This is a genomic window from Candidatus Woesearchaeota archaeon, from assembly GCA_018302225.1.
Taxonomy (GTDB): Archaea; Nanobdellota; Nanobdellia; order SCGC-AAA011-G17; family JAGVZY01; genus JAGVZY01.
The window spans coordinates 1-14,527 of sequence record JAGVZY010000014.1; the positions used below are offsets into that span (position 1 = coordinate 1).

The window sequence follows — 14,527 nt, forward strand, 5'->3', positions numbered from 1 at the left end:
ATAAAATGAAACTATGGGAAATAATTTTAATTAGTGTAATTTATTTACTCTGTATAATAATTATTCTTCTAATCAAAGGTTTAATTCATACTGCTTAACTTAATCAAATCCATCCACCTATCTTTACCTAACTCTAAATTTATTCCTGCTAACTCACAAGGTATCTTTCCTGTTGTTGAATGTTGCTCTATAAAGTTATGTTGCAAGATTAAACCTTTAATTAAGATTTCAGCACACTCTTTAGACTTTAAACTTCTAAAGTCATCAATCCTGTCTTTAAGTTTAGAGAAGACAGTTTCTATTCTCACGTTGTATTTTCCAGTTCTTCTTGTATTAATTACTCTATGCTCTACTTCGTTGTTCTTTCTTTTATGATAAGCAAAAGACTTTCTAAAGGCGTAAGGATAAAACATAGCAGAGTCAGTTTGAACAAATTTAGTATTACCTTTGCTTTTTATATCATCAAAAATTTCTCTTGCTTTTTCACAGCTTCTAAAAGTAGTATATTGCGATGAAGGGATAAATCTTGTATCCCAATCCACACCAACCCAAAGAAAATGATATTTGCCTTTACAATTTATTTCAGTTTCATCTAAATATATTTTTCCAGAAATATTGGGTTTTAGTTTGCGTGTATATTTATCAACTCTTTTTATATACTTTAAACACCAATTAAGAATAGTTACGTGTGAAGCGTTATGCTCTAAGTGTCTTCTAAAGAAGTTTCTTGTTTTTCTGCTTGAAAGATTAGAGAGGTATAAGTCTATTGCAGAAGTTATCTTATTTGGATTATTTCTCATTCTCAAAAAACCATCATTAACAGCAAAGGATTTATTGCATTTTCTACAAATATATCTTTGTATTAAACCTCTATTTTGTGTCTTTCTAAAGCCTCTTTTAGCTGTATTCTCAGAGCCACAAAACCTACATTTTATTTTTTTTCATATTACTATTTAGATACCTAAATATATAAACCTTTCGGTATCTAAAACGAAACATTTATATAGTATTAGATACCTAACTAATTTATGCAATTACAAGCTCAAATAAGTAGAGAATATCAAGGCACAAAATATGAGAAGTTTTGGATTGTAATACCTTCCAGAGTATTAGAAAAACTTAATTGGAAAAAAGGTCAAGAATTAAACGCAGAAGTAAAAAACGATAAACTTATAATAGAAAAAAATAAATAGGTGTAGAACTTATCTTAAAAAATGATGAAAAAAGGACAAATTCACTTAACAACTGGAATTACGATTAGATTAATCTCTGGGGTAGTAATTGGTCTATCTTTACCTTTCTTGATAATAAATCCTCAAAACCCAATATTTCAAGGTATATTCGCCTTTGGAAACTTTTTAATGGTAATAGGAGCTAATGTGAAATGAATCCAATAAACTTTATACCCATAATACTTGCAACACTTTCCCTATCATTTGCGAGTTTTATTAAGAATAAAAATTGGGCAATAATCTCTTTCATAGTTTGGTTAGTTATATTTGTATTAACATTTTTAGTATTTAAATAAATAAAAGGTTAATCTTTTATTTTTTAAAGAGCTTATATCCCTCTAACTTAACAGCTCACTCAATCGATATAAATATAAATAAACTCTTTTTAAATGAATTTATGATTTGCCTAGGAATAGAAAGCACAGCACATACATTTGGAGTAGGAATAGTTTCATCTAAAGGAAATATTTTAGCTAATGTTAAAAGAGTCTTTACAACAGAAAAAGGTGGGATGATACCTACAGAAGTTGCAGAACATCACAAAAAAATAGCGAAAATTGTAATAGATGAAGCAATCATTGCAGCAAAAATAAAACCTGAAGATATAGATTTAATTTCTTATTCAAGAGGTCCAGGAATGGCACCTTCTTTACATGTTGGATTTAATCAAGCAAAACAACTTTCAGAATCGCTTAAAAAACCTTTAATTCCAGTTAATCATTGTGTTGCTCACCTAGAAATTGGGAAAATTCAAACAAAAGCAAAAGATCCTGTTTTATTATATACTTCTGGAGCTAACACTCAAATTATTGCTTATGAAGGAAAACGTTATAGAATCTTTGGAGAAACTTTAGATCAAGGAGTTGGAAATTTTTTAGATTCTTTTGCAAGATATATGGGACTAGGATTTCCTGGTGGACCAAAAATCTATGAATTATCTCTAAGTTCAAAAAATTATATTAAATTGCCTTATTCTGTAAAAGGTATGGATATCTCAGTTGCAGGTTTATTAACAAATCTAAAAACAAAATATGATCAAGGTTTAAATCAAAATGATTTATGTTATTCAGCACAAGAAACCGTTTTTGCAATGCTTTTAGAAATTTCAGAACGTGCAATGGCACATTGCAATAAAAAAGAACTTTTATTGGGTGGGGGAGTTGCTTGCAACAAAAGACTGCAAGAAATGGCTAATATTATGTGTAAAGAAAGAAATGCCAAATGTTTTATTCCAGAAAATCAAGTTCTTGTCGACAACGGAGCTATGATTGCTTGGCAAGGCTACCTAGAAAGAAACTCTAAAGAAAAGCAAGACATAAGACCTTATGAAAGAACAGATGATGTTATAGTTAATTGGATTTAATCAAATATTTCTCAGAAAGATAATTTAAATATACTGAATTATTTTCAACCCAATTAAAACCATTAAATTTACTAAACTCTTCTTTCAAACTTTCATTATCTTCATTTAAGAAAATATTAATATTCAAAGTATTTCTAGAAAATAAAGTTTGTTCATTTAGTGTGTAATTGATTACATTGGTTTTATTAAATAATTGTATAATCTCCTGATTTACTTGAATATCCTCAAGAGTATAATTCTCTTTAAAGATAAGATAAACATTAACTACACTTTTAGCTTCAGTAGGTGCAACAATCTTATTCGGGTTTAGTTTAACAAACCCAATTTGCATGATTAAACTAATTAAAAAAATAAATAAAAGCCAGAATAAAACAAACTTAAGTAAAATCTTTTTGTCAAAGATATAAAAATAATATTTAATAAGATAATAAGCTATACAAAAATATATTAAAAATGAAACAATTCCCGCAATCCAACTTGGAAATATTAAACCAACTAAAAAAGATAATATTCCTACTATCAATAAATAAGCTACAGAAAAACTTAAACATTTGTAAAATTTAATTTTTTCACCCTTAGGATTAAATTTTTTAGAATTCAACAAGTAGTATAAAAGTAAACTACCTAATACAAAAGGTAGAATTAACAATAATAGTAAAATAATTATAATTCCCATAGCTTTATTGTATAACCTTCTTTATTTAAGGTTTATTGTTTTGTATCTTAGAATTGAATAAAAATAGCAAACTTTTTAAATAACCCTCGCTTTTGTAAAATCATGGCTGAAAAAAATCAAATCTCAGAAAAAGAGCTTCTACACAAATTACTTGAAAGTAATGTTTTATTGCAATCAAAAGTTGTTGAGTTAGTATCCTCAATCAAAGAGAATAATAAGCAAGTTTCAGAGCTTGTTGGCTTCTTTAAAGAAGCTGGAGAGCAAATGGTTGCAGAAAGTGAAGATGAAAAATTGAGGCCTTTATTTGATAAACTTGAATCTTTGCTTGAGCAGAATAAGACCATTGCAAAGGGATTAATACTTTTAGAAAAATATATCAAAACAACAAGCGGAATGCAAGAATCATCCCGCTTCTAGGCTTAGAGGTGTGGAATGGTAAATTTTTTGTATCCAAATGAAAAAGAAATAAAAGACATAGAAGAATTACAAAATATTATCAGACTTCTTTCTAGAAAACCTACTTTACAACAAACAAAGTATATTCGACTTCTTAGAAGACTTACAAAAGGCATGTTTTTAGCTGGTAAAACAGAGAAAAAAGATAAAGAAAAAATTGAAATATTAAAAAAAGCCAAAGTTACAAATTTAGAAATGGCTCTACCAAAAGAACAACCCTTTAGATTACCCCCACCCCCCCCACCACCAGGAATAGATTTAGATAATTATTCATATTCTCTAATATCTACAAATATCAATAATAAAAAATCTTAGCTAGTGTTAATATAAAAAAGACACCTGAAGGGAGAGTATACGAATTAGTAGAATCTCAGCTTTCAGAAACAGATAGACAAATAATTAATAGAACCAGACTACTAGTTTTAGATGATTTAGACAAAGATTCTGAACTAACTAAAAAATTAGATTACCTTGATACTAAGATAATAAAAGTTTGTAAAGATATGGGTCTTCCAATATCTGAAGAATATACTCTAAAAATAAAATATAATCTATTTAAGATAATTTTTGGATTTGGGTTGTTAGATCCTTTAATTGACGATAAATCTATTTCTTCAATTATTTGCGATAGTTTTGATAAAATTTCAATAACTAGAGATTCGCAAACAATACCTACCAATTTAAATTTTAATTCTGAAGATGATTTGAGAAGTTACATCAATCAGATAGCTTCAAAGTTTAATAAAAAACTTTCTGAAGAAAATCCCCTTGAAATCATAAATTATAAAAACCTTAAGATTCAACTTTCAATCAATCCTTTAAAATTTGGATTTGCAAAATCTTAAAATGACAAATGTAACAGTTTATTCAACTAACGCCTGTCCTTGGTGTACTGTAGCAAAGAACTTTTTTAAAGAGAAGAATATAAAATTTACAGAAAAGAATGTTCAAACAAACAGAGAATATGCTCAAGAAATGATTAAAAAATCAGGGCAAATGGGTGTTCCAGTAATTGAAATCGGTTCTGAAATTATAATTGGTTTTGATCAAGCAAAAATAAAACAACTTCTAAAGATTAAATAAGTTTTTGACCAACTCCAGAGTAAATAGATTAGTTTAAATATTCTTTAATCTTATTTTTAAAAAGAGGTGGTATTTAATGATGTTTTATAATAATTTTGGGATAAGTATAGGGCCCACGCTTATAGGAATTATGTTAATTATCTTCATTTGGAGTGCTATTTGGAAAGGTCTTGCTTTATGGAAATCTGCAAGAAGTAACCATATGGTTTGGTTTATTATCTTGCTATTATTCAATACTTTAGGTTTGCTTGAGATTTTATACATATTTGTATTCTCAAAATGCTGCCAAAAAATTGAAGTAATTCCAGTTAAAAAAGCAGTTAAACCCGTTTTAAAAGCAAAATCTAAAAAGAAGTCAAGAAGATAATTCTTTTTGTTTTTTTCTCTCTTTTCTTGTAAATTTAGTTTTTTAACACCTTATTTAGCTCCCTCTGTATTTAACTGCTATAAAATAACAATAAATAGAAAGTTTATATTTCCGTTACTAAATTGTAACGCTTTCGCCAAAATCGTTATTAGCGGATGAGCATGCTTGTTTTTGACTTTCTGGCCTTTTTCTGTTTATCGTCAGAAATGGCCCGTCTTATCTGGTTAATGGGTGGACTTGGATAAATACTTTGCATCCACCATGTCAAGTGGACAAATCCAGGCAAAGCATAAGCAACAGAAAAAGAATTTATTTTTATTATTAAATAATTTTCTGACAGCCATCAGCCGAAGGTCAGGACTTTATCTGATTCCTCAACTAACTTTAACAGATCTTGCATTGTTGATATAGAGCAGACGTTGCTTCCTTTTTTATACCTTGACTTGAGACAAGTTCCGCAGGCAAGAATCTGTCCGTTGTTCTGCAGGAATGCATCAGTCTGCTCTTTCACATTATATTTTTCATCTGCTATCTCTTCAATATCAACGCCTTTATTCATAAGAAATGCTTTGACTTCATGATTTGCTTTCAGTGCGGTTACTGCAAATCTGAATGCGTTCCAAACTGCCTCTGGCTCATTTGTCCCGATAACAATACCTATTTTAATCATATTACCTAATTAGCTCTTTTCCCATTTCTTCGTACTGCTTTTTGGAGATTTCTCCTTTGGCGTATCTTTTCTTGAGTATTCCCATTGCATCTTCTCCTTCACTCTGTGTATTTGACTGGGCTGCCTTAATCAAGGTGTAGACAAGCCATATGATAACTCCCCAGAATAAGATCATAAACAGAAAGCCAAATCCCATTCCAAAGCCCATCATTCCGTATCCGCCCATACTAAAGCTTCCGAAAAGAAAAAGCAAAGCTACAACAACAAAGATCCAAATCCACACATTCTTATTTTCTTCCATGATTCTCATTCCCCCATTTCCTTTTTTATATCATCAAACTGTTTTTTGGTAATTTCTCCTTTGGCAAATCTTTTCTTTAAAATGCCAAGAGATGTTTCTGTTGACTTTTTTATTCCAAATTTGTAGCTAAGCCACCATATGACACCGATGAGAGCTATGAAGATTAGCATCCGCACATAATTCCCATACCCATAATCATATGATGAGAGATAGTTGCCCATCATCCTTCCAGATTGCATCATTTCATAACCAACGTAAACACCCTCATTGCAATAGAGTCTCCTTGCCATGTTGATATGCACTTGTTCCAGAGATTCAGAGCCTTTGCCACCCATCATGTTATCCATAATCTCGTGGGCCTCGCCAGGATGCATCTGCTCCATATAGTAATCTCCAATTTCTTCAAGCTGTTCATCAGTAAGCTCGCTACAGCCGACTCCAGAATCAATAATATGCTTTGCTTGGGTAAAATCATGATCTTTCTGGGCAAATACAGAACTCATTAAGATCACAAAAAACAGCACATTTATTAATATTTTTTTCATATTCATTTACCCCCAGAAGGGTTTTTTTGACAATCGTTCAGACAAAACTTCCCGTATAATATCAAATGCTTTAATGATTTTTAGGTTTGCGAGTTTGTAATAGATATTTTTGCCATCTCTTCTTGATACAACAATTCCTTTTGCTTTCATAATCGATAAGTGCTGGGAGATGTTTGCCTGGCTCAGATTTGTTTTCTGAATCATTTCACTAACTGATAACTCCTTATCGTTCAATAGGTTTAGAATTTCAAGCCTAGTCGGATTGGAAAACACTTTACACATTTCCGCATGCAGTTCAAAGAGTTTTTTCTTCATAACATATTAGTATATTCTAATATGATTATAAATCTTTTGGTGCAAAAATATCCTGCATAGTCCCAGATAACTAATCATCATGTTATGTTCATTAATAGTAAGCTTACCCTTTCTGATTTGCCTAATTATCTACAGAGCGCTGTTCTGCATAGTCTTTCTTTACTCATTTATCAACTTCACTTTGGCGGTACTTTTAGACCATCTCCATATTTTTCAGGGTTATTACTCCTTGTTTTTTCGGTTTCTCCCCTCCATAGCAGGCAAACCTCGGTTCAAAGTCAGTCTTTTTGGCCTCTTGACAGTTCTGGCAGTATAGAGCCTAAAACTCTAAAATTCGAGGTTTTCAAGTTTTATACTTATCGATGACTGAATAACTGATTTTCAGAAAAAAGCGCTATTACCCCTACTTAGTAGCGAAAGATTTATATATAACCTAGTATTACTAAATAGTAATAAAACACCTCTCTTTTCCCAGGCTAGCTCCGAAGATAATTTGGAGCTATCTTGGGTTATAATCCTACTCTCGGATTAACAAAATTTAATAACTCTAACAATACCTAAACTTAAAATGGAACAACAAAGAAGTTATCCTGCCCCCACTAAAAATTGTGGGACTTATGCAACTTTATTTTATGGAGATTTCGCATTCTTAACCACCTATTCTGGTTCAGTTATTTTTTGTACTAAATCTAATACTCGAATAGACGAAAATGTAGAAAAAATATTAATTGATTTAGATTATATTCAAAAAAAGGCACAAGCTTCAAATAATTTAGAAAATTTACCTTTCTTGATAGATATAGTACTCTCAAAGACTTTTTTACTTTCAAATTTATTTCCAAAAACGCTTAAATAAATTTATAATTTAACTTTTCAAATATCTTCTTTTGTTTTAAAGAATCCTCAAAAGTAATAGGAGATTCAGATATTATTTGCACATCTATTTTTCTTTTAAGTATTTCTTTTGCAAGTTCATCAAAATCTGGTTTGCCCATAACTTCATGATTTAGTTCTCCAGTTTTACCAAATTTAATTCCAGAAAAATGTATATGTAAATCTTTCAAATTTAAAATTTTTAATTTATCAAAAATTTCAGAATAGTTAATTCTGCCTTGTTGCCTTGCGTAAATATGTGCAAAATCAACACAAATAGATGTTTTACATTCTTTAACTAATCTTATTGTTTCTTCTAAAGAACCAAAAACTGTAGTTTTTCCAGTTGTTTCAATTGCTAGTTTAATTTTCCATTTCTTAGAATTTATTTCTTTTTGTATTTCTAAAACCTTTTCTTTTATTATTTTATAAGTTTCATCAGGAGTTTTTTTAGAATAATATCCTGCGTGAAATACAAGATAATTTGCACCCATTATTTCTCCCAATTCACAACTTTTCAAAATTCTTTGTTTAGAGGCTGTTATTTTTTCACTTTCTAAAGAATTTAAATTGATAAAATAGGGTGCATGTATACTCAAAGTTATATTTTTTCTTTTTGCTTCTTCACCTATTTTTTTAGCAAGTTCCTTAGACATATTAATTCCATGTGTAAATTGGACTTCTATACATTGTAATCCCAATCTTTTTAACTCAGAAATACCTTCTAAAGTAGAACTTAAAGGAGAGCCTGCGGGACCAAGTAATATTTGCATAATCCTAAAAAGAGTTACATTTATTTAAACCTTTTTCATTATTTTTATAAACTTAAGGATTTATTACAAAATATGCAAAAAGTCAAACCCCAACCTTATATTGGCATAACTGGATTAACTTCTATGTCTGAAATAAGAGCAATATTTGAAATAAATAAAAATCTCAATCTTTCCTTGGAAAGTAATCATTTGCCTATGTTAGGATTTTTAGTCTCAGATAAAACCTTAAGAGGTTCTTCAACAGAAAATTATAGATATCCATCAGTAAGAGATATACCCTATTTAGTCGAGAAAGCAAGTAAAGAAGCATTTAGTATGATTCACTATAACACTCATGATAAAACAACTATTTTTGAGCAAGTTAAGGAATTGTTTGATAAGATCTACCCATTGGGTTGCAGAGCTATACAATTTAATGTAATCTGGCCTCCAGCTGAACAAATAAGTCTCATTAAAGATAGTTTTCCAGAAATGAAAATAGTTTTTCAGGCTTCAAAGAAAGTAATGACTGAGCATCAAAATGAAATTGTTGAAAAGCTTAACAAGTATGTTAATAATCTTGATTATTTTTTGATTGATCCCTCTAGCGGAATAGGTAAAGAGTTTAATTTAGAAGAATCCTTAAATTTTTATAATCTAATAACTAACAATTTTTCACATTTAACTATTGGTTTTGCAGGTGGTCTTAACAGCACAAATGTTTATTCTGAAACAAACAAAATTCTAAATTTAATTAAATCTTCAGATTTCTGTATAGATGCTGAAGGCGGATTAAGAAATAAAGTCACTGAAATCTATGGACAAGATTTTTTAGATATTAATCAAGCAAAAGGGTATCTAAGTAATGCTCTAAAAGCATTTAACAAATTATAGAAAACTATATAAGCTATTTTTATAATCTTTAATTAATGAACTTTAACTTTCCAACATTAAAAGATGAAAAAGAAATTCTAAAACAAATTAAACCTATTTTAAACAAAATTAAACCCTTAAAAACCGAATTATTAATTGGGGGTTCTTTTGCAAAACATACTTGGTTAAAAGATAATTATGATTTAGATATATTTATTAGATTTCCAAAATCCTCAAACACAGAAAAAATTTCAGAGATTTTACACAAACATTTAAAAAAGAAATTTAAAAAAATTGAAGTCCTACATGGCTCAAGAGATTATTATAGAATTATACAAAAACCCTTTTCCTTTGAAATCGTTCCAATAATAAAAATAAATAAATCTTCAGAAGCTAAAAATATAACTGATATTTCTCCTTTGCATGTCACTTGGGTAAACAAACACATTTCAACAGAAAAACTTTCAAATGAAGTTAGAAAAGCAAAATTATTTTGTAAGGCAAATAATGTTTATGGTGCTGAATCATTTATTAAAAGTTTTTCTGGATATAGTCTAGAGATTTTAATTTCAAAGTACAAATCCTTAGAAAATCTGCTTAAAAATGCTTTAAAATGGAAAATAGGGGATAGAATAGACCTTGAAAAGCATGGAATTAAATCTTTAAATCATTCAAAACTTTCACCCCTAATTATTATAGATCCAGTGCAATACGACCGAAATGCTGCAGCTGCTTTATCCCAAGAAAAATTTTTGGAATTTAAAAAAATTGCAGAATCTTACCTAAAAAAACCTTCAGACGAATTTTTTATAGAAAAAAAAGTAGACGATTCCAAATATAATTTAATAATTAAAGCCATACCCTTAGAAAGAAAAGAAGATGTTGCGGGTGCAAAAGCACTAAAAGCTTTTGAATTTATTTTAAGAAAACTTAGAGAATTTAAAGTTTTAAAATCCGAATGGAGATTTTCAGAAAAAGAAGCTTTATTTTATATCTCTATAAAAAACAAAGAAATTCCAAAAAAAGTTTTAATCTTTGGTCCACCTTTAAAACTTACCGAGCATGCTTTTGCTTTTAAAAAGAAACACAAATCTACTTTTGAAAAAAATAAACGTTTATGTACTTACTTAAAAAGAAAGCAAACAAGCCTTAAAGACATTTTAAATACTATTTTAAGGGATAATTATTTAAAAGACAAAGTATTAAATTTAAAACAAATAAAATAATAAGAATTTTAAATGAAACCTAAAAAAATTAGTAAATTTATATACTGGACCCCAAGAATATTATCAATTGCTTTCATTCTTTTCTTAGCATTATTTTCTTTAGATGTTATCTCACCAGAATTACCTCTGGAACAAATATTATTAAGATTATTTATGCATAATATTCCTGTATTTATTTTAACAATAGCTTTAATTATTTCTTGGAAATATGAAATTGTCGGCGGAATAACTTACATTTTGGCAGGAATTACTTATATTTTTTTTACTCTTGGAAGAAATGAATTTCAATGGCATTTTTTAGTTTGGATTTTACAAATCTCAGGAATTGCATTTTTAGTAGGAATCTTATTCTTAATAAATTGGTATAAAAAGAAATAAATTTATTCTTTTAAATCTTTTAATTTTCCAAAATTTAAAATTTCATCAGTAATAACATAAACTTCAAAAGTGTCTATATTTTCAATTAAAGGGCTTAATAAGCTCTCCTTAGTAATATCAGAACCCTCATTTAAAAAATTAAAAGAGGGCATAACCACCAAAGTTTTTCCTTTATATTTTCCCTTTAAAAAACATTTATATTTCTCAGTTCTTCTTTCTGGAAAACTTATTGCAGGATGCTCATGCCCAATAATTATAATCTTAATATCCTTAATTTCTTTTTCATTAATTATTTTATCTCCATGAATAATCAAAATATCTCCAATTTTAAAATTATCAACAACCGCTAGATTTTTTTTGTTTGCTAAAGGTTTCAAAATAATATCATGATTTCCTTTTATAAGAATTATTTTTTTATTTTCAAATAAATCTAAAAACTTCAAAGTATCATTCCATTCTTGTTTAGAAATTAAACCAAATTCATGTTTTAAATCTCCATTGATAATTACCTTTTCAAACTCAACTTTACTTTTTATTTCATTAATTTCTTTAATTATATCTTCCAATTGAAATCTTGGAACTAACAATCCTTGCTTGTTTAATGCTTCTTCTTGACCAATATGCAAATCAGAAATAATCAAAATTTTTTCTTTTTCTAAATACAAACATTCTTTTACTATTCTAATTCCTTGGATTATTTCAACTACTTTTTCCATTTTTCAAGGCAATCTTAGTCAGCACCATATCATGCATTCTTCGAATGAATTCAACTCTATCCTCCATTTTTAAGAGGTCTGAATAACCTTGTAATATAATATTAAATGCAAATGGTGAAGGTATTAATGTAAATCCTTCTTTGACCTTTATTTTGCCTTCTTTTAATTGTGAAATTATAAATTCACAATTTTTAACATCCATCAAATCTTCTAAAACTTCTCTTTTAGCTTCTCTTAAAATTGAAAAATCATCAGAAATTCTTCTTACAGCATTTAGTAAAATCATAGAACTTACTTGTTGTCTTCCTGCTGCCTTTCGTCTCCCTTTATAATTTCTTAATATCATCAAAGCTCTTCCTGCACAATGTCTGAATCTTCTTCTTAGAATTTCAGAATTATCAATTGCCATCTCAGCTAACTTTCTTGTTTCTTTTACATTTTCTTTCAAATAATTTAAAGCTTTTACAACATTAATATTTTTTCCAGATAAATAAAAACCATTATCATTAATTCCAACTTCAACATCTTTATGCTCTCCTCGACCCACTATTAAACCTAAAATTCTAGATAAAGCATCATTAACCCTTCTTCCATATAATGTATGGAAAACATGATATTTCTTTTTTCCATCATCATAAGTCTCAATTAAAATATCATCTATATCTGCAATTTCTGAAAAATCATATTGTTCTTTTAAATAACGATAAATTGCTTCTGCAGCATTTTCATCAACATAAAGATAATCTAAAATAAATTTAATTATTTCTTCTTTTTCATCGCATTTTTTCAATCTTTGTTTTATTAATTTTCTAAATCTTTGTATTTCTAAAGCTAAATCAAAACTTAAAGGCAACATTTCAGAAAACCAAGAGGGTACTGTTGGTTTTTTTCCAGAAACGGCTTCAACTTGCGCAGTCATTCCTCTACCAAATTTAAATCTATAAGTATCTCCGCCTAAAACAAATATATCTCCTCTCTTTAATCTTTCAAGAAAACCTTCATCAATCATTCCAATTCTATGTTCTCCAACTTTTACTATAATTCCAGATTGATCAGGAATAGTACCTATATTTGTCATATAGATAACTCTAGCCATCTTACCTCTTCTACCAATTATACCTTCTTTATTCCAAATTTTAGCATAAACATGCCTATCTTCTAAAGTAGCAAATTCTCCAGATAAATAATCTAAAATATCCTTAAAATCTTTTTTAGTTAAATTTCTATAAGGATAAGCTTGTTTAACAATTTTAAAAACTTCTTCAACTTCCCATTCTTGTTCAGTACACATTCCAAATACTTGCTGTGCTAAAACATCTAAACAATTTTCAGGAATATGTATTTTATCTATCTTTTTTTCGACTGCATTTTTTAATAAAACAGAGCATTCAACTAAATCATCTCTATCCATTACAATTATTCTTGCTTTTGTTTTTGCATGTAATTGATGACCACTCCTACCGCATCGTTGGAGTGCTCTTGCAACAGATTTGGGACTACCAAGTAAAATAACCAAATCAATATAACCAATATCAATTCCTAATTCTAAAGAAGTTGAACAAACTACACATTTCAATTTGCCTTCTTTTAACGCATTTTCAATTCTAAATCTATGATCTTTAGATAATGAGCCATGATGTGCCCCAATTAAACTGGTTACAATTTGGGGTGGTCCTTCTTCAATTTCAGTATACTTACTAGGATATTTATCTTTTAAATGATGAACAACTCTCTCAGTTCCTGCCCTAGTATTTGTAAAGATTAAAGTTGTTTTATGTTCTTGAACTAATTTATCAATTAACTCATAAGTTTTTCTAGTTGTTTCTTCATAACTTTTATTAATCATATCTTTTGAAGGACTCAAAACTTTCAAATCAAGTTCTTTAATAAACTGCACATCAACAATTTTACAATCTCTATTATTTCCAACTAAGAATTTTGCAATTTCTTCTATTGGAGAAATAGTTGCACTTAATCCAACTCTTGTTATTCCAGGACTTGCTAAATTTAATCTTTCTAAACTTATGCTTAAATGAGTTCCTCTTTTATTTTCTGCTAAAGCATGAATTTCATCAACTATACACCAATCAGTATTTCTAAAATACTCTTTAAATTTTATAGAACTTAATAGAATGCCTAAAGACTCAGGTGTAGTAATTAAAATATGTGGCGGATGTTTTAACATTTCAGATTTTTCTGCTTGCGTAGTATCTCCAGTTCTTACTGCAACCCTTATTCCTAAATCATTGCCTTGAATATTTTCAATTTCTTTTAATGGTTCAACTAAATTTCTAAAAATATCATTTGACAAAGCTTTTAATGGAGAAATATAAATACAATAAATTTTATCTTCTAATATTCCTTTTTGTGAACAATCAACCAATTCATTTAAAATAGATAAAAAAGCTGTCAAAGTTTTAGTTGCCCCTGTTGGAGCAGAAATGAGAATATTACCTCTTGAATGAATTTCTCTAACTCCATACAATTGAGGTAAAGAAAATTCCTTAAACTTACTAAAGAACCATTTATCTACAACAGGATTTAATATCTTTCTTACCTGCTCTTCAGTATCTGGTTTTTCTTTTATGTTTATCATTTTATTATTCTATAAAACTAGCTTTAAATAGTCTATGCATAGATGTCATTATGTCAGTAGAACTTCACTTATAAACTCTGAAAAAACTATTTAAAACTATCTTAA

22 protein-coding genes are annotated in these 14,527 nt (G+C 28.6%); 13 read left to right on the top strand and 9 right to left on the bottom strand.

Annotated features, from left to right (window positions below):
• Window positions 1–80: 80 nt before the first annotated feature.
• On the bottom strand, window positions 81–800 hold the full coding sequence (locus J4403_03865; protein ID MBS3167314.1) for an IS6 family transposase: 720 nt from the start codon (window positions 798–800) through the stop codon (window positions 81–83).
• A 228-nt stretch (window positions 801–1,028) separates the two neighbouring features.
• Between J4403_03865 and J4403_03870 the strand changes: the two genes are divergently transcribed.
• The 4 genes from J4403_03870 to tsaD all read left to right on the top strand — a co-directional run bounded on the left by J4403_03870 (window position 1,029) and on the right by tsaD (window position 2,595).
• Window positions 1,029–1,193, top strand: coding sequence for an AbrB/MazE/SpoVT family DNA-binding domain-containing protein (locus J4403_03870; protein MBS3167315.1), 165 nt, complete (start codon window positions 1,029–1,031; stop codon window positions 1,191–1,193).
• Between the two features lie 21 nt (window positions 1,194–1,214).
• The gene (locus J4403_03875) at window positions 1,215–1,388 is read left to right on the top strand and encodes a hypothetical protein (protein ID MBS3167316.1); all 174 of its coding nucleotides are present in this window, start codon (window positions 1,215–1,217) and stop codon (window positions 1,386–1,388) included.
• Window positions 1,385–1,528 (top strand): hypothetical protein, encoded by a 144-nt coding sequence (locus J4403_03880; GenBank protein ID MBS3167317.1) that lies wholly within the window; start codon window positions 1,385–1,387, stop codon window positions 1,526–1,528. The genes J4403_03875 and J4403_03880 overlap by 4 nt, the downstream gene beginning before the upstream one ends.
• Window positions 1,529–1,629: 101 nt before the next feature.
• Window positions 1,630–2,595, top strand: coding sequence for a tRNA (adenosine(37)-N6)-threonylcarbamoyltransferase complex transferase subunit TsaD (tsaD, locus tag J4403_03885; protein MBS3167318.1), 966 nt, complete (start codon window positions 1,630–1,632; stop codon window positions 2,593–2,595).
• Here the strand turns inward: tsaD and J4403_03890 are convergent.
• Window positions 2,582–3,271 carry a hypothetical protein gene (locus J4403_03890; GenBank protein MBS3167319.1) on the bottom strand — a complete coding sequence of 230 codons (690 nt, stop codon included), beginning with the start codon at window positions 3,269–3,271 and terminating at the stop codon, window positions 2,582–2,584. The genes tsaD and J4403_03890 overlap by 14 nt on opposite strands.
• A gap of 102 nt (window positions 3,272–3,373) precedes the next feature.
• Between J4403_03890 and J4403_03895 the strand changes: the two genes are divergently transcribed.
• The 5 genes from J4403_03895 (at window position 3,374) to J4403_03915 (ending at window position 5,177) form a co-directional block, all read left to right on the top strand.
• The gene (locus J4403_03895) at window positions 3,374–3,688 is read left to right on the top strand and encodes a hypothetical protein (GenBank protein MBS3167320.1); all 315 of its coding nucleotides are present in this window, start codon (window positions 3,374–3,376) and stop codon (window positions 3,686–3,688) included.
• A gap of 15 nt (window positions 3,689–3,703) precedes the next feature.
• Window positions 3,704–4,042 (top strand): hypothetical protein, encoded by a 339-nt coding sequence (locus J4403_03900; GenBank protein ID MBS3167321.1) that lies wholly within the window; start codon window positions 3,704–3,706, stop codon window positions 4,040–4,042.
• Window positions 4,043–4,230: 188 nt separating this feature from the next.
• A complete protein-coding gene (locus J4403_03905; protein ID MBS3167322.1) occupies window positions 4,231–4,572 on the top strand; it encodes a hypothetical protein in 342 nt (113 codons plus the stop codon).
• A 1-nt stretch (window position 4,573) separates the two neighbouring features.
• Window positions 4,574–4,810: a glutaredoxin family protein gene (locus J4403_03910; protein MBS3167323.1), complete on the top strand. Its 237-nt coding sequence runs from the start codon at window positions 4,574–4,576 to the stop codon at window positions 4,808–4,810.
• A gap of 79 nt (window positions 4,811–4,889) precedes the next feature.
• Window positions 4,890–5,177 (top strand): hypothetical protein, encoded by a 288-nt coding sequence (locus J4403_03915; protein MBS3167324.1) that lies wholly within the window; start codon window positions 4,890–4,892, stop codon window positions 5,175–5,177.
• 343 nt (window positions 5,178–5,520) lie between these two features.
• Here J4403_03915 and J4403_03920 read toward each other — a convergent pair whose 3' ends face one another.
• The 4 genes from J4403_03920 to J4403_03935 all read right to left on the bottom strand — a co-directional run bounded on the left by J4403_03920 (window position 5,521) and on the right by J4403_03935 (window position 7,008).
• Window positions 5,521–5,844, bottom strand: coding sequence for a DsrE family protein (locus J4403_03920; protein ID MBS3167325.1), 324 nt, complete (start codon window positions 5,842–5,844; stop codon window positions 5,521–5,523).
• A gap of 4 nt (window positions 5,845–5,848) precedes the next feature.
• Window positions 5,849–6,073, bottom strand: a complete 225-nt coding sequence (locus J4403_03925; GenBank protein ID MBS3167326.1) for an SHOCT domain-containing protein — start codon at window positions 6,071–6,073, stop codon at window positions 5,849–5,851.
• Between the two features lie 80 nt (window positions 6,074–6,153).
• A complete protein-coding gene (locus J4403_03930) occupies window positions 6,154–6,693 on the bottom strand; it encodes an SHOCT domain-containing protein (protein MBS3167327.1) in 540 nt (179 codons plus the stop codon).
• A 6-nt stretch (window positions 6,694–6,699) separates the two neighbouring features.
• A complete protein-coding gene (locus tag J4403_03935) occupies window positions 6,700–7,008 on the bottom strand; it encodes a winged helix-turn-helix transcriptional regulator (GenBank protein MBS3167328.1) in 309 nt (102 codons plus the stop codon).
• A 568-nt stretch (window positions 7,009–7,576) separates the two neighbouring features.
• Here J4403_03935 and J4403_03940 point away from each other — a divergent pair.
• Window positions 7,577–7,864, top strand: a complete 288-nt coding sequence (locus tag J4403_03940; GenBank protein ID MBS3167329.1) for a hypothetical protein — start codon at window positions 7,577–7,579, stop codon at window positions 7,862–7,864.
• Here J4403_03940 and J4403_03945 read toward each other — a convergent pair.
• On the bottom strand, window positions 7,857–8,654 hold the full coding sequence (locus J4403_03945) for a TIM barrel protein (protein MBS3167330.1): 798 nt from the start codon (window positions 8,652–8,654) through the stop codon (window positions 7,857–7,859). The two genes, J4403_03940 and J4403_03945, sit on opposite strands and share 8 nt — an antisense overlap.
• Window positions 8,655–8,726: 72 nt before the next feature.
• Here J4403_03945 and J4403_03950 point away from each other — a divergent pair, with 72 nt between their 5' ends.
• Genes J4403_03950 through J4403_03960 form a run of 3 tightly spaced genes read left to right on the top strand, consistent with a single transcriptional unit; the run spans window position 8,727 to window position 11,110 of the window.
• The gene (locus J4403_03950; GenBank protein ID MBS3167331.1) at window positions 8,727–9,527 is read left to right on the top strand and encodes a hypothetical protein; all 801 of its coding nucleotides are present in this window, start codon (window positions 8,727–8,729) and stop codon (window positions 9,525–9,527) included.
• A 35-nt stretch (window positions 9,528–9,562) separates the two neighbouring features.
• On the top strand, window positions 9,563–10,732 hold the full coding sequence (locus tag J4403_03955; protein ID MBS3167332.1) for a nucleotidyltransferase domain-containing protein: 1,170 nt from the start codon (window positions 9,563–9,565) through the stop codon (window positions 10,730–10,732).
• 12 nt (window positions 10,733–10,744) lie between these two features.
• Entirely contained in the window at window positions 10,745–11,110 is a 366-nt protein-coding gene (locus tag J4403_03960) for a hypothetical protein (protein MBS3167333.1), read from the top strand.
• Window positions 11,111–11,112: 2 nt separating this feature from the next.
• On the opposite strand, the gene J4403_03965 is transcribed toward J4403_03960, so the two are convergent.
• Window positions 11,113–11,826, bottom strand: coding sequence for a metallophosphoesterase (locus tag J4403_03965; GenBank protein ID MBS3167334.1), 714 nt, complete (start codon window positions 11,824–11,826; stop codon window positions 11,113–11,115).
• Window positions 11,810–14,422, bottom strand: a complete 2,613-nt coding sequence (locus J4403_03970; GenBank protein ID MBS3167335.1) for an ATP-dependent helicase — start codon at window positions 14,420–14,422, stop codon at window positions 11,810–11,812. Before J4403_03970 ends, J4403_03965 begins: the two co-directional genes overlap by 17 nt.
• Window positions 14,423–14,527 lie beyond the last annotated feature (105 nt).